Origin of the sequence: Micromonospora sp. NPDC049523 (assembly GCF_040676775.1) — a bacterium.
Taxonomy (GTDB): domain Bacteria; phylum Actinomycetota; class Actinomycetes; order Mycobacteriales; family Micromonosporaceae; genus Micromonospora_G.
Genome location: NZ_JBFAPP010000004.1, coordinates 268430 through 291959, shown reverse-complemented (window position 1 = coordinate 291959; position 23530 = coordinate 268430). Strand labels below are relative to the sequence as shown.

Sequence of the window (23530 nt, the reverse complement as noted above, 5' to 3'; positions counted from 1 at the left end):
GAGTGATGGACGGAGCGCCCCGGGTGAGTCTCGGCGTTCCCCTCTACAACGCCGAGCGGTACCTCGAAGGATGCCTGGACGCACTGCTCGCGCAGGACTACCAGGACTTCGAGATCATCGTGAGCGACAACGCCTCCACCGACCGGACCTGGGAGATCTGCCAGCGCTACGCCGCGAACGATCCACGATTCCGGCTCTTCCAGAACCCGCGCAACTTCGGCGGCCACGTCAACTACGCCCGGGTCGCCCAACTCGCCCGCGGCGAACTGTTCAAGTGGGTCGCGTACGACGACGTCTGCCTGCCGACGTTCCTGAGCACCTGCGTGGCGGCGCTCGACGTCGCAGGATCACAGGCTGTGCTCGCCTATCCTCGTACCGTGCTGATCGACGAGGAGGGTTCGGTGATCGGTCCGTACGCCGACCGGCTGGACCTGCGCGATCACCGCCCCTGGCGGCGGGTCGCCGGGGTCGCCAGCAACATCAACCTCTGCCACGCCCACTTCGGGGTCTTCCGGCTCGCCGCACTGCGCCGCACCGGGATGATCCGGCCCTTCCTCTCCTCCGACTACACCCTGGTCGCGGAGGTTGCCCGGCTCGGCGAGATCCACGAGGTAGACCAGCCACTGTTCCTGCGCCGGATGCACGGCGCCTCCAGCCGGCAGGCCAAGGACTCCACCCCCGCCTCCGCCCTCTCCTGGTACGCCCAGGACAGCGGCAAGGTCCGGGCACCCAGGCAACGGATGCTGCTGGAAACCCTGCGTACGCTGCTGACCGGCGACGACCCGCTCGGTACGCGGATCAGCTCGGCCTTCGCCTTCCTCGGCGCCTGGTGGGCCCGGCGGGTCCGGGTGCTCCTCGGCCGCTGGCGCCGCCGGCTCACCCGCCGGTCGAGGACCAGCACGGCCAAGGGAAACGCCTAGTGGTCAGCACGACGCCCGACGCACCGACCGAATCCCCGCCAGCGCCCACGCGCGGGCGGGTACGGTCGGCGATCGGTTGGTCCTACCTGCTCACCGCTGGTCGGGTCGGTTCCTCGATCGTGGTCACCTTCCTGCTCGCGAAGCTGCTCGGACCGAACGAGTTCGGGCTGGTCGCGATGGCCACGGTCTTCATCACCATCGCCCAGACGATCATCCAGCAGGGGCTGGTCTCGGCGATCGTGCAGCGGGACAAGCTCACCCCGGAACACCTCGACGCCGCCTTCGGCGTGACCCTGCTCGCCGGTCTCGGCGTCGGCGCGCTCACCGCCCTGCTCAGCCCGCTCTGGTCACTCGTCAACGGCGACCCGGACGGGTTGACCGCGGTCTGCCTCGCACTCTCCCCGCTCGTCCTGCTCCAGGGACTGGCCATCGTGCCGGAGGCGGTGCTCCGCCGCGAGTTGCAGTTCCGGTCGGTTGCCATCCGTACCCTGTTGGCCGCCGCGATCAGCGGCATCGTCGGCATCTCGCTCGCCCTGGCCGGCGCGGGCATCTGGGCCCTGGTGGCGCAGCAACTGGCCACCTCCGTGGTCAGCCTGATCGTGCTCTGGACGGTCTGCCCGTGGCGCCCGAGCCGGCGGCCCCGGCTCGGCGCCATCCGCGACCTGTGGGCCTTCTCCGCCCACTCGGCGAACGCCGGGCTCGGTCTCATGCTCAGTTCCAAGGCCGACATCATCTTCACCGGCATCTTCTTCGGTCCGGTCGCCACCGGCATCTACCGGCTGGCCGCGCGGCTGCCGGACATGCTGGTCGACGTCACGGTCCGGTCGCTGCAACAGGTCGCGCTCCCGTCGCTGTCCCGCCTGCAGGAGGATCGGCGGTTGTTCGCCGTCCACCTGACCAAGCTGCAACACCTCGGCGCGATCGCCGGCCTGCCGGTGCTCGGGGTGCTCGCCGCCACCGCGAGCCCGCTGGTGGGCTTCCTCGGCCCGGACTGGGCCGGCACCGAGATCCCGCTGCGGCTGCTCTGCCTCTTCGGCGTGATCAACGTGTACGGCGTCCTGCTCGGCCCGGCGCTGCAGGCGATCGGTCAGCCGGCGAAACTCGCCGCGATCCTCTGGACCCGGGGCATCCTCGGGGTGGCCACCCTGGCCGCGGTCGGCACCCTGCTCGACGGGCGCAACGACGTGACCGAGGCGAGCGCGGTCGCCATCGCCGGAATCGGCATGCAACTGGTGGTCAATGCCGTCTCCATCTGGGTCACCGTGCGCCAGGCGATCGGCGCCTCGGTGATCCGTTTCCTCGCACCCACCCTGCCGGCGCTGCTGGCCGCGGGCGGCGCGGCACTGACCCCGCTGGCCACCGACCGGATCGGGGTCGACGACCTCCATCCGCTGCTCGGCGTGTTCGTACTCGGCGCCGCCGCCGGCCTGGTCGCGGCCACCCTGCTGCTGAGCACCGACCGCCGCGCCCGCCAACTGATCTTCACCCGCCTCCGCCGCCCCCGCTAACCCCACCCCCGCACCCGCGCCGCGCGCTGCGCCGCGCCGCGCGCTGCGCCGCGCTCCGTGGCGCCTGTCGTAGAGAAAGAGGGGCAATCCGGGGCTGCGATACCACTCATTCTCTACAAGAGTGGTCACGGATTCTTCGGCAGGTGAGGGCGGGAGGGGCGGGGATGGATGGGTGTTATTCGTGCGGGAACGAGCGGCGGCTCGATGTGCTGCCGGTACGGGAGCGGATCGCCACGGACGAGCACTGGCGGGTCGCGCACGCGTTCGCCACGGCGCTGCCGGGCTGGCTGGTGCTGGTCCCGCGCCGGCACGTGACCACTATCGCCGAACTCAGCGACGCCGAGGCGGCCGGCCTCGGTACGTGGCAGGTGCGGCTCTCCCGAGCCCTGCACGCGGTGACCGGCTGCCAGAAGACGTACGTGGTGCAGTTCGCCGAGGCCGAGGGGTTCGGCCACGTGCACTTCCACGTGGTGCCCCGGATGGCCGACCTGCCGGCGTACCAGCGTGGGCCCGGGGTGTTCGAGCTGCTGTCCGCGGACGAGGGTGAACGGGTCGGCGCCGAGCGAATGGACGAACTGGCCGACGAACTGGCCCGACACCTGTCGGGCTAGCGCGAATCCTTCGGAGCGTAAGCAGGGGCCCTTCCCATCCCGAAGGCGATGGGAAGGGCCCCTTTCGTGCTGCTCGGGGCGGAAGACGGTCTACTCAGGACGGAAGACGATCGCGGTGCCGTTGACCAGGATCGGCTGGTTGTACGAGTGCTGCACGGCCGCCGTGCCGGCCGGGTTCTCGATCCCGACGGTTGCCCCGCCGCCCAGTTCGGTCGGCTTCGTGGTGGCCATGTCGGCGTAGTGGAACGCGATCTCGCCGTTGACCGAGAGGACCGCCTCGACCGTGATCCGGGCCGACGACGACCCGTACATGCCGATGTTGCGCCACTCGACCACGAACCTGCGGTCCGCGCCCGTACCGATTGCGGCGGTCCGGATCGTGCTGTCCGCGCGGATCACCAGGTCGTCCCAGAACGGGTACAGCGCCCCGTTCGGCGGCGCCGCGTCCGGTACCGCCGTGTTGACCGGTTGGGCGCCGCTCGGGTTGACGAACGAGAGGAACCCGTTGCTGGAAACCCAGGCCGAACTGTACGTCTGCCCGTAGAACGGGAAGGCGAACGGCAGCGTCACCTGGCCCACCGCGTCGTCACCGGTCAACGGCACCAGGGTGCCCTCCGCCGGGACGAACGGTCGGGTCTCGGTCGACTTGGTGTAGTCGCCGTCACCGGTCGGCGGCGGCTCTTCCGGCGGCGCGGTCAGCGACAGGTTGACCGTGTGGGTGCTGCCGGCGACCACGGTCACCGAACCCGATCCGGTGAGGTCCCCGGTGGCCGTGCCGGCAACCGAGTACGTGCCCGGCGCCACCCCGGTCAGGGTGTACGTCCCGTTCGCCGCGGTGGTCGTCGACCGGCTGCCCGGCGACAGGGTCACCGTCGCGCCCGACACCGCCGTACCGCCGGCTGCCCTGGTGACCGTGCCGGTCACGGTGCCGGTCGTCGGCGGCTCCGGCTCCGGCGGGGGGCCGCCGTTCGGCGGGGTGAAGATGACCGCCTTGCCGTTGGCCAGCAGCGGCTGGTTGATGCCGTGCTGGACGGCGACGGTGCCGGCGGCGTTCTCGATGCCGACCGTGGCGCCACCGCCCAGCTCCAACGGCTTGCTGGCCGCGAGGTCGGCGTAGTTGAAGGTGACCTGCCCGGTCTCGGAGATGAGCGCTTCGAAGGTCACCCGGGCCGACGACGAGCCGTACATGCCGCTGTTGCGCCACTCCACCACGAACTGGCGGTTCGGTGCGGTGCCGACCACGCCGGTCCGCACGCTGGAGTCGGCGCGGCCGAACAGGTCGTCCCAGAACGGGTAGATCGAGGCGTTGGGTACAGAAGCCTCCGGGATCGGGGAGTTGATGCCCCGCGGCGCCGGTCCTGGATCGGTGAACGAGATCTTCCCGTTCACGTCGACCCAGGCGCTGGTGTAGCTGTGCCCGTAGAACGGAATCGGGAACGGGAGCGTGACCTGGGTGACCGCCTCGTCCCCGGTCAGCGGTAGCACCGCGCCGTCGACCGGCACGAACGCCCGTCCGGTGGCGGTGGTGCAGGTGTAGCCGAAGGTGTCACCGCAGTCCCCGTCGCCGTAGTCGGCCGTGTAGGTCGCGGTGTAGGTGGTCGCGGTCGACGGCGCGGTCACCACGTGCGTCCGGGCCCCGCCGTCCGACCAGCGGTCGAAGTCGAACGTCGAGGCGCCGACCGCCTGCGGACTCGGTGCGCTCACCGTGTTCGTCGAGCCGACGATGACCTGCCGGGTGGCCGGGGTGGTCACGTCCGCGCCGTTGACGTTCAGGGTCAGCCCGCTGGGACTGCTGGCCAGGTTGAGATTGACCGTACGCGGGTCGAGGCGGACCGTCGTGCTGCCGGTCAGCCCGCCGCTGTCGGTCGCGGTCAGGGTCAGTTCGAGGTACGACGGGAACTCGTGGTCCGGTGCGACGAACGAACCGGACGCCACCCCGGTCAGGTTCTGTACGGGGTGCGTGTGGCAGTTGTCGGCCGCGTAGCAGTGCCGGTTGATCAGCTCCCAGTGCAGCGCCCCCGGGCCGAGGTTGCCCTCCTGCGGGTCGCTCGCGTGCCCGGAGAAGTTGACGGTCTGCCCCACCTGCCAGTTGAACGAGGACAGGGGCGTGTCGATCACCGGCTCCGGCGCGTTGGTGCCGACCCTGATCTGGATGGTCTTGGTGTCACTGGAGCCCCCGATGTCGGACACCCGCAACCGGGCCGTGTACGTGCCCGTGTTGGTGTACGTGAAGGTGCTCGTGGAGCCGGTCGCGTCGAAGGTGCCGTCGTTGGTGAAGTCCCACTGGTAGCTGAGGATGTCGCCGGGGTCGGAGTCGGTCGAGCCGGTGGCGTCGAAGTTCACCCGCAGCGGCGCGTTGCCGGAGACCGGGGTCGCGTTGATCACCGCGGCCGGTGGCTGGTTGCCCGAGCTGTAGTGGAAGCGGCGGACCGTGCCACCGGTCAGGTCGACGTAGTAGAGGTCCTGGTCCGGCCCGACCTCCACGTCGACGGGGCCAGAGACGGTGTTGGAGAACGGGACGATGCTGGCCGGGTCGGGTTCGCCGTTGGCGCCGGCACGCATGGCCCAGATGCACTCGCGGGAGTAGTCGGCGAAGAACAGCGCACCGGCGTACGACGCCGGGTAGTTGCCGCCCGTGGCCGGGTAGAAGGCGACGCCGGACGGGGCCGAGCCACCGGTCGGGCAGCCGTCACCGGGGGCCACCACCTGGCTGTGCGCGTACGTGTAGTACGGCGGGGTGACGGTGCCGGCGGGCGCGCTGTAGAGGCTCTCGCAGAGGGTGAGGTTGGCCGAGTTGTAGCCGCCCTGGGTCGCGTTCCCCTCGTAGCAGGGCCAGCCGTAGTTGCGCAGCGGTCCGGCGGCCGGGTTGGGGATCTTGTTGATCTCCTCCCAGGTACGCCAGCCGACGTCGCCGATCCAGACGTCGCTGGTGCCGGGCCGGAAGGTCCACCGGGTGGGGTTGCGCAGGCCGTGCGCCAGGATCCGCCGGTTGTTCGGGTCGGTGCTGTTGGCCAGCGGGTTGTCCGGCATCGCCGCGCCGGTCGCCGGGTTGATCCGGATCAGGGTGCCGGAGAGCCCGGTCGGGTCGCCGGAGGTACGGATGTCCTGCGAGCGCAGCGCGCCGCCCTCGCTGGTGGGCGGGGTCTGCGGGCCACCGGCCGGCGCCGGCGGGTCACCGCACGGGTTGGTGGGGTTGCCGGCCTGGCCGTAGTCGGTGAAGGTGGCCGAGGCGCCCTCGCCGCCGGTCACGTAGAGCGCGCCGTCCGGGCCGAAGTTGAGTTCACCGATCGAGTGCGACTCGATCTGCTGGCACCAGTCGTGCAGCAGCACCTGTTCGGTGCCGGTCATCACGTTGCCGTTGGCCTGCAGCCGGGAGACCCGGGCGCTGGACATGCAGTTGCCGGTGACCGCGCAGGTGTCGTTGTACGTCGGCGCGCTGCCCCCGATCACGCCGTCGTAGCTGTAGCTGACGTAGACGTACGGGTCGGCCGGGAAGTTCGGTGGCAGGGCCAGCCCGATCAGGCCGAAGTCCTCGTAGTCGAAGACGTTCGTCCGGAGGTCGGCGAAGATCGTGGCGGTGGTGTCCGAGGTGCTGTCGTAGACCTTGATCTGGCCGTTCTTCTGGGCGACGAAAACCCGCCCGTCCGGCGAGAAGACCACCTTGGTCGGTCGGGTCAGTCCGGTGAAGACCACCTGCTCGGTGAAGCCGGGCGGGATGGCGGCCGCGGGCTTTTCGGTGTCGAGTAGCAACCCGGTCACCACGGGTAAACTCATAGCCAGCGCTAACACCATTGACAGTGCGCGCCGGAATAGCTTCGGCATCGCTGCTCTCCTTCTCACGGCGCGGCACGGCAATGTCCGCGAAACATCCGACGATCGCCGAGTACGCGCACGGGGCACCGCCGCCAGACTTCCAGTCGGGGGTCCGTTGCCCGGCCCCCTTAGTGGCCTGAATTGGCGCCCGGTCAGTCGAACCACATCGTCCGGTCGACCCGCGTCATGCACGGCTCCACTTCGGACCGGCGTCACTATATCGATATCGGCGATCCGCACTGTCCGATGAGGACGGTCCGTACGGGACCAACCCTCACCACCTCGCATTACTCACCGTGTTGCTGTTGGCGCATTTCCGTGACTACCGGGTTATCCAGTCCGGAGGTTTCCGAAACTTCGTACTTCTCCGACCTGTTCCGACGTACACCCTCGCCCACCTGCTGACCACCGAAATGGCGCCGCCTAAGAAGTACCGGAACCGATCGCAAAGGGCTGTCGGTTCGCCGACCCACCAAGGCAGCCAACCGGATCGACTCGACGAACGGTCAGCTGCCCTGGTGGGCCGAGTATCGAATCAGTCGACCGGACGGAACACGACGGCGGTACCGTTGGCCAGCGCCGGCTGGTCGAACGAGTGCTGGACCGCCGCCGTACCGGCCGGATTCTCGATTCCCACCGTCGCGCCACCGCCCAACTCGGTCGGTTTCGTGGCGGCGAGGTCGGCGTAGTTGAAGGCGATCTCACCATCGACGGAGAGAACGGCCTCCACGGTGATCCGGGCCGACGCCGATCCGTACATCCCGACGTTGCGCCACTCCAGCACGAACTTCCGATCCGCGCCGGTACCGATGTCCGCGGTACGGACCGTGGTGTCCGCACGGATCACCAGGTCGTCCCAGAACGGGTACAGCGCCGCGTTCGGCACCGCCGCGTTCGGCACCGCCGTGTTCGTCGGCTGCGGGCCGCTCGGGTCGGCGAAGGAGAGGAAGCCGTTGCTGGACACCCAGGCCGAGCTGTACGGCTGGCCGTAGAACGGGAACGGGAACGGCAGCGCCACCTGTGCCACCGAGTCGTCACCGGTCAACGGCACCAGCGAGCCCTCCGCCGGCACGAACGCCCGGGTCTCGGTCGACTTCGCGTAGCCGCCCTCCTCCCCCACCAGCAGGGTCAACGCGAGGTTGGCGGTGTGCGTACCCCCGGCCGTGACGGTGACCGGGGTCGAGCCGGAGAGCAACCCACCCAGAGCCGAACCGGAGACGGTGTAGCTACCCGGTGCCACCGCGGCGAGGCTGTAGGAGCCGTCCAGGCCGGTCGTCGCCGTCCGACCGCCGGGCGTGAGGGTGACCGTCGCACCGGCCACCGGCAGGCCGGTGCCGAGCGCCGTCACCACGCCGGTCAGGGTGCCGGTCGTCGGCGGCGGGGTGCCACCCGGCGGGGTGAAGACCACCGAGGTGCCGTTGCGCAGCACCGGCTGGTTGGTGGAGTGGCTCAGCGCCACCGCACCGGTGCCGTCCTCGATCGCCACGGTCGCCGAGTCGCCCTGCTCCCGCCCGTTCCCGGCCAGGTCCGCGTAGCTGAAGGTGATCTCACCCTGCTCGGTGAGCACCGCCTCGAACGTGATCCGGGCCGAGGAGGAGCCGTACAGGCCGCTGTTGCGCCACTCGACCACGAACCGCCGGTTCGGCGCCGTACCGAGCACCGCCGTACGTACGGTCGAGTCGGCCCGTTGCACGAGGTCGTCCCAGAACGGGTAGATCGCCGCGTTCGGCGGGTCGGCGCTCGGCACCGGGCCGTTCAGCGGAGCCGCCGACGCCGGATCGGTGAAGGAGAGGAAACCGTTGATCGAAACCCAGGCCGTGCCGTGCGTCTCGCCGTACAGCGGGAAGCCGAACGGCAGGTTGACCTGGGCGACGCCCTCGTCGCCGGTCAGCGGCAGCACCGCGCCGTCGGCCGGCTCGAACGGCCGGCTGGTCGTCGTGGCGCAGGTGTAGCCGAAGCTGTCGGCGCATCCCGCGGCGCTGGTGTACGCCGCGGTGTAGGTCGCGGCGGCGGCCGGCGCGGTGATCACGTGCGTCGCCGCACCGCCGTCGGACCAGCTCGCGAACGTGTGCGTCTGCGAGTTCGCGCTCTGCGGGCTCGGCGCGCTGACCGTGTTGGTCGAACCGACGATCACCGTACGGGTGAACGGGGTGGTCCCGGCCGTCGGTCCGACGCTGAGCTGGAGCCCGGTCGGGTTGCTGGTGAAGGTCAGGTCCACCGTCTGCGGGTCGAGCCGGCGGACCACCGTGCTGGACAGCCCGTCGGCGTCCGTGGCGGTGAGTTCCAGTTCCAGGTACGAGGGATACTCGTGATCCGGCGCCACGAACGAGCCGGACGCCACCCCGGTCCACTCCTGGAGCTGGTGGGTGTGGCAGTTGCCCACCGACTCGCAGTGCTCCATCCGCAGCCGCCACCGCAGCCCCGCCGCGGGCACCGAACCCTGCTGGGGGTCGCTCGCGTGTCCGGCGAAGCTGAGCGTGTCGCCCACCTTCCAGGTCGTCCCGGCCGTCGGGGAGTCCACCACCGCGGTCGGTGCGCTGTTGCCCGGCTGGATCGTCACGGTCGTGCTGGCCGAAACGCCCAGCGTGTCGGTGACGGTCAACCGCGCGGTGTGGGTGCCGGTGCCGGTGTAGGTGAAACTGGCGGTCGGTGTGGTGGCGTCGACCGTGCCGTTGTCGGTGAAGTCCCACTTGTACGTCAGCCGGCCCTCGTCCGCCGGGTCCGGGTCGCCGGAGCCGGTGCCGTCGAAGGTGACCGTCAGCGGGGCGGTGCCCGAGGTGGGCTGCGCGCTGATCACCGCGGTCGGCGGCTGGTTACCGGGGAAGTAGCGGATCCGCCGGACCGTGCCGCCGCCCAGGTCGACGTAATAAAGCTCGTTGCCCGGACCCATGGCCAGGTCGGTCGGGTTCGCCGCGGCCTGGCCGAACGCCTCGATGTTGGTCGGGCTGGGCAGCCCGCCCGGGGTGGTCGGGCGCATCGCGTAGATGCAGTTGCGCGAGTAGTCGGCGAAGAACAGCGCACCCGCGTACGACGCCGGGTAGTTGCCGCCGCTGGTCGGGTAGAACGCCAGGCCGGAGATCGCGTCGCCACCGGCCGCGCAGTTCTCCCCCGGCACCACCGCCGCGCTGTGGTTGTACGTGTAGTAGGGCGCGATCTGGCCGGCGCCACTGTAGAGCGTTTCGCAGAGGTTGAGGTTGGCGTTGTCGTAGCTCGACATCCGACCGGCGCCCTCGTAACACGGCCAGCCGAAGTTGGTCACGCCGCCGGTCGGGCTGACCAGCCGGTCGATTTCCTCCCAGACGTTCCAGCCGACGTCGCCGAGCCACACCTCGTTGGTGCCGGGGCGAATGGTGAGCCGGAACGGGTTCCGCATCCCGTGCCCGACGATCCGACGGGCGTTCAGGTCGGGCGAGGCGATCAGCGGGTTGCCGGCCGCGGCGGCGCCGGTGGTCGGGTTCAGCCGCAGCACCGCGCCGTCCAGGCTGGTCGGGTCGCCGGTGGTCCGTACGTCCTGGGCACGCAACGCGCCGCCCTGCGCGGTCGGCGGGGTCATCACCCCACCCGGCGGGTCGGCGCACGGGTTGGCCGGGCTGCCGAGCTGGCCGTAGTCGGTGGCGCTGAAGCTGGCGCCGTCTCCCGCGCTGGCGTAGAGCATGCCGTCGGCGCCGAAGCGCAGGTCGCCGACCGAGTGGCTGGGGTACTGCTGGCACCAGTCGTGGATCAGCACCTGCTCGGTGCCGGTCATCACGTTGCCGTTGGCCTGCAGCCGGGAGAGCCGGCCGGTGACGACGCACTGGCCGCTGTTGGCGTCGCCGCAGGTGTCGTTCCATACCGGGGCGGTCTGTCCGGGCGGCGCGTCGTACGTGTAGAGCACGTACACGTACGGGTTGGTCGGGAAGTCGGGCGGCAGTGCCAGCCCGAGCAGGCCCCGGTCCCACTGGTTGTGCACGTTCGTGGAGAGGTCGGCGAATACGGTCGCGGTCGGGTCGGCCAGGTCGTCGAAGACCTTGATCCGCCCGCTCTTCTCCGCCACGAAGATCCGCCCGTCCGGGGCGAACTCGATGTTCGTCGGTTGATTGAGCCCACTGAACACGATTTGTTCCTGGAATCCGCTGGGCAGCGTGACCGCCTCCGCCACGGTTGCCCGCAACGGTGCCAGCACGCTGCCCAGCAGAGCCCCCACCAGGGCCAGTCGCATGACTCGACGCAGACGCGTCATCGCACCCCTCCCCACACCCCCACCCGGAGTACGCGGGCCGCGTACCGCGTACGGTCCACCGGTGCCAGCCGGACGACCGCAGGCACAGGGTAGCCATCACATCAACATTTACAAATGCTCTTCTCTGACTGCCCACTCAACCCGACTGACTCGCGCTTTCGACGGGATGGATGTTTCAGCAGGCCGGCCGGGAAACGGCTGGTGATTGGCAGTGCCGACGTAACCCGTACGTACTGATGAAGTCCGGATGAACGCATGAAAGAGCAATCGGCCGATCGGCCTCCGCCTTGTAATTAAGTCGACATCACTCGCGAATCGCCGCTGCTTGCTCATCCCCCGCCAGTAGGGAAATCTTTCGGTAGAACAGTCTCCCGGCACCCGGGGGGCCACCCGGTCGCGGCGTCCACACGCCGCGACCGTCCATCGAAAACGTCGTCCGAGCTGCGCGGATCGGAGTCGGGGATGGCCAACCCACGTCCACATGTCGTCATCGTGGTGGTCAACCTGCCCGTGGAACGGGACCGCCGAGTGATCCGGGAGTGCCTGGCGCTGGAAGCCGCGGGCTACCGGGTCACCGTGATCTGCCCACGCGGTCCCGGGCGGTTGACCCAGCTACCCGGATCCGCGGGCACCGCGATCCGTTCCTTCCCCCAACCGCTGGCCGGTTCCGGGGTGCTCTCCTTCGCCGCCGAGTTCGCCTGGGCCCTGATCGCGGTCACCACCCGACTGCTCGGGATCATGCTGCGCGGCCGGGTGGACGCCGTGCAGGCGTGCAACCCGCCGGACGTGTTCTGGCCGGTCGCCCTGCTGATGCGGGCGCTCGGCCGGCCGTTCGTCTTCGACCACCACGACCTGAGCCCCGAGTTGTACGAGTGCAAGCCGGGTTCACCCCGGCCGGCCGTACTGAGCATCCTGCGACTGTTCGAGAAACTCTCCTGGCGCTGCGCCTCGGCCGTGGTCTCCACCAACGAGTCGTACCGCGAACTGGCCATCAACCGGGGCGGCTGCGACCCGGAGCGGGTGGTGGTGGTCCGCAATGGACCCACCCTGGCCGAGGTCGGACCGGCCGGCGCGACTCCGGCGACCACCGCACCGAACCGGCACACCATCGTCTACCTCGGCGTCATCAACCCGCAGGACCACGTCGACGCGGCGGTGCTGGCCGCCGAGCGGCTGCTCGGCCTGCGCGGTGGCGAGGACTGGCAGTTGGTGGTGGCCGGCGACGGCGACAGCCTGCCGGAACTGCGCCAGCTGGTCAGCCAACGCGGCATCTCCGATGTGGTTCGGTTCACCGGGTGGTTGGAGGCCGACGAGGTCGACGCCCTGTTGCGGTCGGCTTCGATCGCCATTCAGCCGGATCCGCCCACCCGAATGGCCGAATTGTCGACGATGGCGAAAACCGTGGAGTACGTCGCCCGCGGCCTTCCGGTGGTCGCGGTGGACCTGCTGGAGACGCGGCGTACCGCGCAGGACGCGGCCGCCTACGTGCCGACGGGCTCCCCCGACGAGCTCGCCAAGGCCCTTGACCAGCTACTCGGCGACGACGCCGCCCGCGCCGCGATGAGCGTGGTTGCCCGGCGACGGTTCACCGAGCAGCTAGCCTGGGACCACCAGGCGAAGTCGTACATCCGACTCTGGGATCAACTGCTTCGGCGAACCCCGGGGAGTTACAACTCGGTTTCGTCCGAAATCGGGACGGATGCTACACGCCGGACCGGGCCCCAGCATGGTACGAAAGAGGCGGTCCCGTGAGCCTGGACCAGCCTCGCCATTTCTCTGACGCATCCGTTCGCGCACCCAAAGGGGTCGATCGATGGACCTTCTCGACCTGCTGAAACTCATGTTTCGGCGATGGTATGTCACGACACCGGTCGTGGTCCTGACCCTCGCGGCTGCATTCACCCTCAGCGTCGTGATCCAACCCGAGTACAAGACGTCGGCGGCGGTCCTGCTGGTGCCGCCGACCACCAGTCCGGCCGCGCCCGCGCCGAACGCCAGCCCGCAACCGGGCAACCCGTGGCTACGCAGCGGCGAGAACGCGATGGCCCAGGCCGTCCAGATCTCGATCTCCGCCCACGAGGCCCGCGTCAAGGTCGAGGCGGCCGGCGGCAACACCGAGTACGAGGTCGGGCTGGTCAACCGCAGTCCCATCCTGACCATCGACGTGACCGGTGCCACCCACGGCGAGGCGCTGGCCACGGTCACCGCGGTCACCAAGCTGATCGGTGACGAGGTCGCCGGCCGGCAGGCCGAGTACAAGCCCAAGGCCGGCGAACAGATCACCACCCAGGTGCTCGACCCGGGCCTGAACATCGTCCAGTCCCGGTCCAACGTGCTCCGCGCCCAGATCGTGGTAATCGCGATCGGCCTGCTGCTCGCCGCCGCGGCGGCCGTCGGCTACGACGCGATCGTCCGGCGCCGGGAGCGCGCCCGGCTCGCCGACCGGCACGGTTCCCGCCCGTCGATGGCCTGGAACGCCGGGCAGGCAACGGTCGGCGCCGCCCGACGCCCGATCCCCGGGCCGAAGGGAAGCATGGACTCCAGCGACGCCACCCAGGTGGTGGGCAACCTCGGCTCACCGCCGCCCACCTCGGGCAGCGGTGACCGGTCGGGCGGTACGCCGCACATCTCGGCGGACTTCGTCCGCGCACCGCAGTCCGACGACACGATCCTGCTCACAGCGGTCCGCCGTCCCGCCGACGACACGGGCAAATAACCACGCCCCGATGACGTACCGACGGAGCGGATGACGTGCCCACGTACCTTTCCTCACGACGATCCGCCACGGTGTACGACGGCGTCACCCCGGGCGTACGCCACTTTCCGGACGCCACCGCCGTACTGATCACCTCCGTGCTCCTCGCGTACCTGCTGCCCGCACGGCTGATCTTCCCGCCGCTCACCACGCTCGGCCGACCGGGCGTCATCGTCGGGTTCTTCCTGATCGTCTGGTGGGGCCTGACCCGACTGCATCCCACCCTGGTCACCCGTGGCCAGCAGCCGATGCGCTGGGCGCTCGCGTTCTACCTGGCCACCATGGGCATGTCGTACATCGCCGGCGAGGCCCGGGGCATGCCGGTGCTGGAGGCGAACAGCGCGGACCGGACCATCCTGATGGCGTTGGCCGGGGCCGGCATCATGCTCGCGGCGGCCGACGGAGTCCTCACCCGGGAACGGATCGACCACGCACTCCGGGCGCTGGCCTGGGGCTCGACGGTGATGGCGCTCTTCGCGCTGGCCCAGTTCATCCTGCGGGTGGACTTCACCACCTATCTCAAGCTGCCGCCACTGCTGACCTTCCAGAAGGACCTGATCGGCTTCGACGCCCGCGGTGGTGGCGGGCTGGTCCGGGTCGCCGGTACGGCCGGGCACTACATCGAGTTCAGCGTGCTGATGGTGATCGGGCTGGTGGTCGCGATCCACTACGCCCGCTTCTCGGACAACCGGCGCGGGCGGCAGATCTACGGCGCCCTGGCGATGATCCAGGCGGCGGTCATCCCGATCTCGCTGTCCCGTACCGGGGTGCTCGCGCTCGGCGCCGCGATCCTGCTGTTCATCCTGGTTTGGCCGCTGCGCACCACGTTCAACGTACTGGTGATCGGGTTTTTCCTCGCCGCGCTGATCCAGGTCGGCAAGCCGGGCCTGCTCGCCACGCTGCGCGCACTGCTGTTCGCCGGGGAGAACGACCCGAGCGTGCAGGGGCGGCTGGAGGACTACGCGTTCGTCGCGCCGTACATCAAGGAACGGCCGTGGTTCGGCCGGGGCGTCGGCACCTGGTTGCCCGAGCTCTACCAGTTGCTCGACAACCAGTGGCTGGTCACGCTGGTCAGCACCGGCATCGTCGGAGTGGTCGGGCTGGCGGGGTTCTTCCTGGTCGGCATCGTGGTCGCCGGTCGGGTACGCCGGTTCGCGGCCAGCGAGCGGGACCGGGACCTGGCCGCCGTGCTGGCGGTGACGATCGGCGTGGCGGCGGTCTCCGCCTTCACCTTCGACGCCCTCTACTTCACGACCTACTTCATCACGGTGCATCTGCTGCTCGGCCTCGCCGGGGCGTTGTGGCGGTTGACCAGGGCCGAACGCATCAACTCCAGCGGGGCGTCATGACCGAGCGAACCACCGAGGTGTACGCGTGACCGGTATCGACATTCTCATGATCACGTACGACCGGCCGGAGTACGTCCGGCTGTCGCTGCCACACCTGCTCGGCACCTGCCCGCCCGACGGCCGGGTGTGGCTCTGGCACAACGGCACCGACCAGGCGACGCTCGACGCGGTCGAGGAGTTCCGCCACCACCCGAGGGTGCACCGGTTCCACCACAGCGAGGTCAACGCCGGCCTGCGTGAACCGACCAACTGGCTCTGGCGGGAGGCGACCGGCGACTACCTGAGCAAGGTGGACGACGACTGCCTGCCCGACCCGGCCTGGATCTCGACCCTGCGCCAGGCGCACGACGACGTACCCCAGTTCGGGGTGATCGGCACCTGGCGGTTCCCGGACGAGGACGTGGACGACAACCTGGTCGCGGTGAAGCTGGCCGACTACCCCGGTGGGCACCGGCTGCTGCGCAACCACTGGGTGCAGGGCAGCGGTTACCTGCTCAAGCGCGAGGTGGTCCGGCAGGTGGGCCCGCTGGCCGAGCAGGACACCTTCACCACCTGGTGCCTGCGCGCCGCCCGGCTCGGCTGGGTCAACGGCTGGTACCACCCGTTCCTGCCCGAGGACCACATGGACGATCCGCGCAGCCCGCACACCATCTACGTGACCGATGCCGACTTCATGGCCCGTCGTCCGCTGTCGGCGAAGCGGACCGGGGTCACCACGGTCGCCGAGTGGACCGAGCAGATGCGCCACTCCGCCCGGGTGGTCCAGGCCGCCCCGCTGGACCTGCGGGAATACCAGGGCTGGCGACGGCGACGGCGTACGGTCAGCCGCCGGATCCGGCTCGCCCTGACCGGGCGGGCACCCTGGTGACCAGCGTGGTGATCGCCGCGCACAACGAGGCGGCGGTACTCCCCCGGTGCCTGCACCGGCTGCTCGACGGTGCCGCGCCGGGCGAGTTCGAGGTGCTGGTGGTGGCCAACGGCTGCACCGACGCGACCGCCGAGGTGGCCCGCTCGGTTCCCGGCGTACAGGTGCTGGAACTGGTCGAGGCGTCGAAGTCGGCGGCGTTGAACGCCGGTGACGAGGCCGCGACCCGGTTTCCCCGGATCTACCTCGACGCCGACATCGAACTGTCCGCGGCCGGCGCCCGGGCCCTCGCCTCGGCGGTCGACTCCGGTGCGCTGCTCGCCGCCGCCCCGGCCCGGCGGCTGGACGTGACCGGCCGCCCGCTGGCGGTACGCGCCTACTACGCGATCAACTCCCGACTGCCCGCGTTCCGGGACGCGCTCTTCGGCCGTGGCGCCATCGTGCTCTCCGCCGCCGGTCGGGCCCGCTTCGACCGGTTCCCCGGCCTGGTCGCGGACGATCTGTTCCTGGACTCGCTCTTCGAGGTGGGCGAGAAGCGGGAGATCACCGCGGTGACCACGGTGGTGGCCACCCCGCGGCAGACCCGGGACCTGCTTCGCCGGCTCGGCCGGGTCCGCGCCGGCAACGCCGCCATGCGAGCCTCCGACAATCGGGTACGCCGGGCCCGACGTGCCTCCTGGCTGGTCGACGTGGTGCTGCCGCGCCCGTGGCTGCTGCCGGCCGGGGTCTGCTACGCGGCGCTGACCGTCCTGGCCGGGATCGCCGCCCGGCGTACCGCCACCCAACAGGGCTGGGGCCGGGACGAGTCCAGTCGCACCCCGGCGGAAGGAACCTCCCGATGAGCCCGGCGGTCAGCGTTGTCATCGTCTCTTACCAGACTCGCGACCTGATCCTGCGCGCGCTGGCCACCCTCCGTACGGCGAGCCCGTCCGGGTCGTACGAGGTGATCGTGGTCGACAACGCGTCGACCGACGGTTCGGCGGACGCGGTGACCGAGGAGTTCCCCGAGGCGCGGGTGGTCCGGCTGGCCCGCAACGTCGGCTTCGGCCGGGCGGTGAACGTCGGCGCGGCGCGTGCCCGGGGCACCTGGATCCTGCTGCTCAACCCCGACACCGAGCCGGTCGGCGACGTCATCGGCGAGTTCGTCGCGTACGCCCACGCGCATCCGGAGCACCGGGTCTACACCGGCCGTACGCTGCACGCCGACCACACCGACGATGGGCGCTCGGCGTTCGCCCTGCCCTCGCTGTGGGGCTACGTCTGCTTCGCCACCGGGCTTTCCACCGTGTTCCGCCGGTCCCGGCTGTTCAATCCGGAGGAGTTGCCGGGACTCGACCGTTCGGTGCCCGCACCGGTCCCGGCGGCGTCCGGCTGCCTGCTGCTGTTGCAGCGCTCCCTCTTCGCCGAGCTGGGCGGGTTCCTGCCGGACTACTTCATGTACAGCGAAGACATCGACCTGTGTCACCGGGCGACTCTGCTCGGGGCGTCTCCGGTGCTGGTGCCCGGTGCGCGGGTGGTGCACGTCGGCGGCGCGTCCTCGACCGGTGTCGGCAAGCGGGTGATGCTGCTCCGCGGCAAGGCCACCTACCTGCGGCTGCGCTGGCCACGGCGGCGGGCGGCGGCCGGACGGGCACTGTTGGCCACCGGGGTGGCGGTACGCGCCGCCGGTGCCCGGCTCACCGGGCGGGCCGGTTACTGGCGCGAGGTGTGGGCCGAGCGTCGTACCTGGCTGGCCGGCTGGCCGGCCGGCGCGGAACTGCCGGCGGTGGAGGTCGTCGAGCCCCGGGCCAGCGCGAACTGACCCGGACGACCACTACCGGCGATTTCGGTTCGGCTCAGTTCGCCGCACCCGGCGTCTGATCCGTCGGTCGCAGTCCCGCCGGCCGCTCACCGAAGGCAGCCACCGTACGGTCGGCGTACGCGCTGGCGTCGCCGAAGGTCATCGGACCGTCCCAATTGGACGGCAGCGGCACCGGTACGGCCGGGTTGACCCGGCGGACCACCTCGTCGAGCACGGTTTCGGCGTCGCCGACCCAGAGGTGCTTGGCGCCGGGAACCCCGACCACCTCGGCCTGTGGGACCACCCCGAACCGGCGGCGTGCCTCGTCCGGGCGGAGGTAGTCGTCGAACTCGGGGACCAGCGCGGTCAGCGGCTTGCCGGATTCGGCCCAGACGGTCAGGTCCGCAGGGGAGGAGAAGCGCAGCGGCGGGGAGAGCAGGATCGCCCCGCTCACCCCCGGGTCGCAGCCGTACTTGAGGGTCAGGTCGGTGCCGAAGGACCAGCCGAGGAGCCAGATGTTCGGCAGTTCGGCGAACTCGGCGTACTCGATCGCGGCGGCGACGTCGTACCGTTCCGCGACGCCGTTGTCGAAGGTGCCCTCGCTGGTTCCCTGCACGCTGCTGGTGCCCCGGGTGTTGAACCGGAGCACGGCCAGGTCGGCCAGGGCGGGCAGCCGCCAGGCGGCCTTGCGCAGCACGTGGCTGTCCATCATCCCGCCGTGGGTGGGCAGCGGGTGCAGGCAGACCAGGGTGGCCACCGGTGGCCGGTCTGCCGGCAGGGCCAACTCGCCGACCAGGCGCAGCCCGTCTGCGGTGTGCAGTTCGATCTCTTCCCGCCGCGCGGGCAGGATGGACGACGCGCGGATCGCTGTGCTCACCGGTCAAGTCTCGCTCGATCGGGACGATGACGTCAGCCGGGACGGGCGGAGCGTGACGAAGATCCCCGATCGGGTACGCGGTTCAGCCGTACCTGGGAGCGCTGCGCGAGCGTTCGACGGTGGGGGAACGCCGCTCGCGTGCCCGCCAGCAGCCGTTGTGCCAGTGCCGGCGGTCGGTGAGGTCGCCGCGACCGTCGGCCGGCCAGGCCACCAGGTGCGCCGTGCCGGGTGTTATCTCCTGCTGGCAGCCGGGGCAACGGTAGGTTTTGACTGCGCCACCGGCGGTGATGGAACGTACCTGCCAGTCGCCGTCTCGCCAGCTCTGCACTGCCTCGACGCCGCGCCGGGCCCGGTCGCCGTCGAGCGGGGCGGTGTCCTCGGCGCGGGGTCGATTACGACGGGGGCTCACGTTGAGCAAGAATACGGGGCTTCCGGCACGGCCGGCATTATGCAGCGTTATGCGCCATATTGACTACACAAGGCGAATGTCAGATCACGGTCAGAAAGTACCGCTTGTACCCATTGACGCCTAACGTCCCAGATAGAGGTCGGCTCTGCGGGGGTTGACCCGTGTGGCGAGGAGATCTTCATGTGGGCAAAGCGCGTAGCGGTGGTGGCCGTCGCGGCCGCCGTGGCCGCCGTAGGTGCGGTGGGTGGGGTGGCACCGGCGGCCTGGGCCGGGGGTCAGGGTGAACCGATGGTCGGCGACCTCAACCATGACGGGTTCGTGGACCAGGCCATGCTCGAGAGCGCCCCGTCAGTCACCCGCGCCCCGTTGCTCGACTGCACGGTCTCCGTACGGCTGGGCAAGTCCGGCGGCGGCTACCTGCCTCCGACGCGGTACCCGTACCTCACGCTGGACGGAGCGGAAGCCAGCTGCCCGGATCTCGGGGTGGCCGTGGACCTCGGCGGTAACGACACCATCGAACTCGTGCTCGCCTGGTTCGGTGGCCGCCCCTATCCGGTCGAGCACGACCTGCTGATCCTGGAGAACTTCAAGGCCTCGGCCGGCTTCGACGCGATCTTCCAGCCCAGCTTCATCGGGCTGGCCGACTTCAACGGCGACGGCCGCCAGGACGTCTACCAGTGGACCGACCAGGGCGACGGGTTCAGCACCTACCTGAACACTCCCGACGGCGGTCTCACCCCGGGCCCGATCGCCTGGTGTTCCGGCCGCCCGCAGTACACGCTGGCCGACTTCAACGGCAACGGAGCGATGGACGTGGTCATCGCCTACGTGGAGGGATGCGCGGACTACTTCACCGGAGTGGTGGCGATCCGCGACGACGGGGTGGCCTGGCATCTACAGGGCGACCCGTACGGGGACCACATGTGGACGGTCAAGGTGCAGAACACCAACGGCGATCGCATCCCCGACGTCGTGACCAGGGACACCGTGACCGGTGAGGTCACGTACTTCGTCGGTAACGGTGACGGCAGCTTCGTCAAGACCCCCAAGGCGGCGGCGGACAAGGTCAGCGTGAGCAACCGGAAGAAGACGAGCATCCAGGTGCTCAGCAACGACGCCGCCAGCAGGCAGGCGAAGATCACGATCGTCACCGCGCCGAGGTACGGCACGGTACGGGTCACCAGCAACCGGACCGTGGTCTTCACCCCGAACAGCAAAACCGGAAAGAGCGATCGGTTCGTCTACCGGTTGACCGACCAGGGCCGCAGTTCGGACGCCGCGGTCTCGATCAAGATCACCAACTGACGTACCACGGAACGACCCGACCACGGCCGACTCTCCGGCCGACCGTGGCCGGGTACGGCTCGGGTACGGGGTGCCCGGCCTCGTACCCGTTGCCGGCCTGCCCGTACGCGACCGTCCCGATCGACGTACCGGTTGATGCCCGGCTGACCGGCTGGTCAGGTCGAAAGACAGATCACCGTCAACGCGTACCGAATCGGCCCCCGAAGCGGCATCGTCTGTGAACAGCCGGTCACGGACCGGCATATCGGGGAACCAGCCGGTCTGCGGGGCCGGCACGAAGCGCGGAGGCAACCTCATGTGGAGGAAGCGGATCACGGTACTGGCGGTCGCCACGGCGATGGCCATGGTGGGTGCGGCACCGGCGGCAATGGCCGGTTATCAGGGTGAACCGCTCTACGGCGACCTGAACGGCGACGGCATCGTCGACCGCGCGGTCCTGACCGGTGGCGGCCCCGGGCAGTGCGGCGTACAGGTGGCGCTCGGCAACGGTTCGGGCGGCTACGGCACCGCCACCACCTACCTCTATGACAACCCCGACAACGAGTACGACCATTGCCCGGACATGGGAGTTGTCGTCGACCTCGGCGGCGACGGCACGGTGGAACTGGTGCTGGCCTGGTTCGACGGCCGGCCGCCGGGCGTCAACAGTGACCTGCTGGTGCTGCGCGACTACCAGCCGGTCGCCGGATTCGACGCGATCTACCAGCCCAGCTACATCGGGCTGGCCGACTTCAACGGCGACGGCCGCCAGGACGTCTACGAGTGGACCGACCAGGGCGACGGCTTCCTGACCTACCTCAACACCGCCTCCGGCCAACTCGTGCCCGGACCGGTCAAGTGGCCGTGCGGCTGGGACCCCGACTACGTGCTGGCCGACTTCAACCGCAACGGCGCGACCGACGTGGTGATCAGCTACGCCGGGGGCTGCGAGTACGAGACCGGGGTGGTCGTGGTGCTCGACAACGGCGCCGTGGTCGACCTCGAAGGGGATCCCGTGGGCGACTCCTACTGGAGCATCGCGGTGCTCGACGCCAACGGCGACGGGATCCCGGACGTACGGACCACCGACACCACGACCGGCGAGGTCACCCACTTCATCGGCAACGGCCGGGGTGGCTTCGGCGCGGCACCGCTCGCCGACGACGACGTGGCCTCGACCAAGGGCACCAAGAAGGTCGACATCCCGGTGCTGGCGAACGATCTCGCCACCAACGCCGCGAAAATCACCATCGTGACCCAGCCGAAGTACGGCAAGCTCCAGATCACCAGCCGCCGTACGGTGCTGTACACCCCGAACGGCCAGCACACGCAGCCCGACAGGTTCGTCTACCGGCTCACCGCCGACGGCAAGAGCGACGTCGCCGGGGTGACGATCCGGGTCAAGAGCTGACGGTCCCCTCCCGGAAGCCCCGGCCGGTCCCCCGGCCGACGTGACCGGCGGTGACCATCTGCTCCAGCAGCGGCGCGGGGGCCAGCCCCGGCTCCCGTGCCGCCCGGTAGACGCCCCGCTGGATCTCCAGCGCCACGTCCAGCCCCACCCGGTCGAGCAGTTCGAACGGGCCGACCGGGTACGCGCAGCCGAGCCGCATCGCGTGGTCGATGTCCTCGGCGGTCGCGTACGACGCCTCCAGCATCTTCACCGCGTCGTTCAGGTACGGGAACAGCAGCGCGTCGACCACGAAGCCGGCCCGGTCGTCGCAGACCACGCCGGTCCGGCCGAGCGCCACGGCGACCGTCCGCCCGGTGGCGACGGTCTCCGCCGAGGTGCGCACGGTACGGACGATCTCCACCAGTTGGCGGTCCGGCGCCGGATGCGGGAAGTGCAGCCCGATCACGTCGGCCGGGCGACCGGTGGCCATCGCGAGGTCGATCACCGGGCCGGTGGCGGCGGTGGTGGCGAGCACCGCGCCGGGGCGGCAGACCTTGTCGAGCCGGGCGAAGAGCGCCCGCCGGTCGGCCGGGTCGCCGTCGATCGCCTCGACCACCAGGTCGACCTCGGCCAGTCGGGCCAGGTCCGGATGGTCGTCGCCGGACGCGACCACCACCCGGTGGCCGGCCGCGGCGAACACCTCGGCCAGCGCGCTGGCGAGCGGACCGGAGCCGACCAGGCCGACGGTGCCCGGCGTGTTGTCGCCGGCCGCCGGCTCGACCGCCAGCGGCGTCAGGTCATCGGGTACGACCGCAGCCGACCCCGGCCCCTGGTAGGTGTAGAACCCACGGCCGGACTTGCGGCCGAGCAGCCCCGCGGTGACCATCTGCCGGATCAGCGGTACGGGTGCGTGCCGGCGGTCCCGACCCCCGCGCCGGTACATCGTGTCCAGGATCTCGTACGCGGTGTCGAGGCCGATCAGGTCGAGCAGGGCCAGTGGCCCCATCGGCAGCCCACAGCCGAGTCGCATCGCCGCGTCGAGGTCCTCGCGGGTGGCGTACCGCGCCTCGAACATCGCCACGGCCTGGTTCAGGTAACCGAACAGCAGCGAGTTGGCGATGAAGCCGGCCCGGTCGCCGATGGTCACGCCTACCTTTCCGAGCCGGGCACAGAGTGCCTCGACGTCGGCCACCACCTCGGGGGCGGTGACCACGGTCCGGATCACCTCGACCAGCTTCATCACCGGCGCCGGGTTGAAGAAGTGCATACCGACGACCCGCGCCGGCCGGGTGGTGGCGACCGAGATCTCGGTGACGCTCAGCGAGGAGGTGTTGGTGGCGAGGATGGTGTCCGGCCGGCAGATCCGGTCGAGTTCGCCGAAGAGCCGCCGCTTGAGGTCGAGCCGCTCGGGTACCGCCTCGATGACCAGGTCGACGTCGTCCAGCGTGGCCAGCCCGACGGCGAAGGTGACCCGGCCGAGTAGCGCGTCACGCTGCTCGGCGGCGAGCTTTCCGCGGGCGACCGCACGGTCGGTGGAACCGGTGAGGGTCGCCCGCCCCCGCTCCAGCGCCTCCTCGGAGATCTCCACCGCGAGTACGTCGATGCCGTTGCGGGCGAACACCTCGACGATCCCGGCGCCCATGGTGCCCAGGCCGATGACGCCGACGTTGGTGATCTCGCGTGCCACAGCCGCCTCCACCGCTTCCGGGCCGCCCGACGGGTGAACGGCCGCTAAGTTTCTGCGGCGAGT

At 70.2% G+C, this 23530-nt stretch carries 16 protein-coding genes; 11 read left to right on the top strand and 5 right to left on the bottom strand.

Annotated elements, in window-relative coordinates; all coding sequences use genetic code 11:
• Window positions 1–5: 5 nt before the first annotated feature.
• The 3 genes from AB0J90_RS08115 to AB0J90_RS08105 all read left to right on the top strand — a co-directional run bounded on the left by AB0J90_RS08115 (window position 6) and on the right by AB0J90_RS08105 (window position 3039).
• Complete coding sequence (locus AB0J90_RS08115; protein ID WP_363593425.1) at window positions 6–920, top strand: glycosyltransferase family A protein; 915 nt, start codon at window positions 6–8, stop codon at window positions 918–920.
• On the top strand, window positions 920–2428 hold the full coding sequence (locus AB0J90_RS08110; protein ID WP_363593423.1) for a lipopolysaccharide biosynthesis protein: 1509 nt from the start codon (window positions 920–922) through the stop codon (window positions 2426–2428). The genes AB0J90_RS08115 and AB0J90_RS08110 overlap by 1 nt, the downstream gene beginning before the upstream one ends.
• A gap of 164 nt (window positions 2429–2592) precedes the next feature.
• Window positions 2593–3039 (top strand): HIT family protein, encoded by a 447-nt coding sequence (locus AB0J90_RS08105; RefSeq protein ID WP_363593421.1) that lies wholly within the window; start codon window positions 2593–2595, stop codon window positions 3037–3039.
• Window positions 3040–3129: 90 nt separating this feature from the next.
• Here the strand turns inward: AB0J90_RS08105 and AB0J90_RS08100 are convergent, their stop codons facing one another.
• Window positions 3130–6813 (bottom strand): PQQ-dependent sugar dehydrogenase, encoded by a 3684-nt coding sequence (locus AB0J90_RS08100; protein WP_363593419.1) that lies wholly within the window; start codon window positions 6811–6813, stop codon window positions 3130–3132.
• A gap of 574 nt (window positions 6814–7387) precedes the next feature.
• The gene (locus AB0J90_RS08095; protein WP_363593417.1) at window positions 7388–11071 is read right to left on the bottom strand and encodes a PQQ-dependent sugar dehydrogenase; all 3684 of its coding nucleotides are present in this window, start codon (window positions 11069–11071) and stop codon (window positions 7388–7390) included.
• 462 nt (window positions 11072–11533) lie between these two features.
• Here AB0J90_RS08095 and AB0J90_RS08090 point away from each other — a divergent pair, with 462 nt between their 5' ends.
• From AB0J90_RS08090 to AB0J90_RS08065, 6 genes are all read left to right on the top strand, one after another.
• The gene (locus tag AB0J90_RS08090) at window positions 11534–12823 is read left to right on the top strand and encodes a glycosyltransferase family 4 protein (protein WP_363593414.1); all 1290 of its coding nucleotides are present in this window, start codon (window positions 11534–11536) and stop codon (window positions 12821–12823) included.
• Window positions 12824–12884: 61 nt separating this feature from the next.
• Window positions 12885–13787 (top strand): Wzz/FepE/Etk N-terminal domain-containing protein, encoded by a 903-nt coding sequence (locus AB0J90_RS08085; protein ID WP_363593412.1) that lies wholly within the window; start codon window positions 12885–12887, stop codon window positions 13785–13787.
• Window positions 13788–13822: 35 nt separating this feature from the next.
• Window positions 13823–15175, top strand: a complete 1353-nt coding sequence (locus AB0J90_RS08080) for an O-antigen ligase family protein (protein ID WP_363593410.1) — start codon at window positions 13823–13825, stop codon at window positions 15173–15175.
• Window positions 15176–15200: 25 nt separating this feature from the next.
• On the top strand, window positions 15201–16043 hold the full coding sequence (locus AB0J90_RS08075) for a glycosyltransferase (protein WP_363593408.1): 843 nt from the start codon (window positions 15201–15203) through the stop codon (window positions 16041–16043).
• On the top strand, window positions 16040–16882 hold the full coding sequence (locus AB0J90_RS08070) for a glycosyltransferase (protein WP_363593406.1): 843 nt from the start codon (window positions 16040–16042) through the stop codon (window positions 16880–16882). The genes AB0J90_RS08075 and AB0J90_RS08070 overlap by 4 nt, the downstream gene beginning before the upstream one ends.
• Window positions 16879–17841, top strand: a complete 963-nt coding sequence (locus AB0J90_RS08065; protein ID WP_363593404.1) for a glycosyltransferase family 2 protein — start codon at window positions 16879–16881, stop codon at window positions 17839–17841. The genes AB0J90_RS08070 and AB0J90_RS08065 overlap by 4 nt, the downstream gene beginning before the upstream one ends.
• 34 nt (window positions 17842–17875) lie before the next feature.
• Here the strand turns inward: AB0J90_RS08065 and AB0J90_RS08060 are convergent, their stop codons facing one another.
• Both AB0J90_RS08060 and AB0J90_RS08055 read right to left on the bottom strand, forming a co-directional pair.
• Complete coding sequence (locus AB0J90_RS08060) at window positions 17876–18697, bottom strand: alpha/beta hydrolase (protein WP_363593402.1); 822 nt, start codon at window positions 18695–18697, stop codon at window positions 17876–17878.
• Window positions 18698–18779: 82 nt separating this feature from the next.
• A complete protein-coding gene (locus AB0J90_RS08055) occupies window positions 18780–19106 on the bottom strand; it encodes a hypothetical protein (RefSeq protein ID WP_363593400.1) in 327 nt (108 codons plus the stop codon).
• A gap of 180 nt (window positions 19107–19286) precedes the next feature.
• Here AB0J90_RS08055 and AB0J90_RS08050 point away from each other — a divergent pair, with 180 nt between their 5' ends.
• Together AB0J90_RS08050 and AB0J90_RS08045 are read left to right on the top strand one after the other, a co-directional pair.
• Window positions 19287–20411 carry an FG-GAP-like repeat-containing protein gene (locus AB0J90_RS08050; protein WP_363593398.1) on the top strand — a complete coding sequence of 375 codons (1125 nt, stop codon included), beginning with the start codon at window positions 19287–19289 and terminating at the stop codon, window positions 20409–20411.
• 295 nt (window positions 20412–20706) lie between these two features.
• Complete coding sequence (locus AB0J90_RS08045; protein ID WP_363593396.1) at window positions 20707–21801, top strand: Ig-like domain-containing protein; 1095 nt, start codon at window positions 20707–20709, stop codon at window positions 21799–21801.
• Here the strand turns inward: AB0J90_RS08045 and AB0J90_RS08040 are convergent.
• Window positions 21791–23467 (bottom strand): 3-hydroxybutyryl-CoA dehydrogenase, encoded by a 1677-nt coding sequence (locus tag AB0J90_RS08040; RefSeq protein WP_363593394.1) that lies wholly within the window; start codon window positions 23465–23467, stop codon window positions 21791–21793. The genes AB0J90_RS08045 and AB0J90_RS08040 overlap by 11 nt on opposite strands.
• Window positions 23468–23530: the final 63 nt, after the last annotated feature.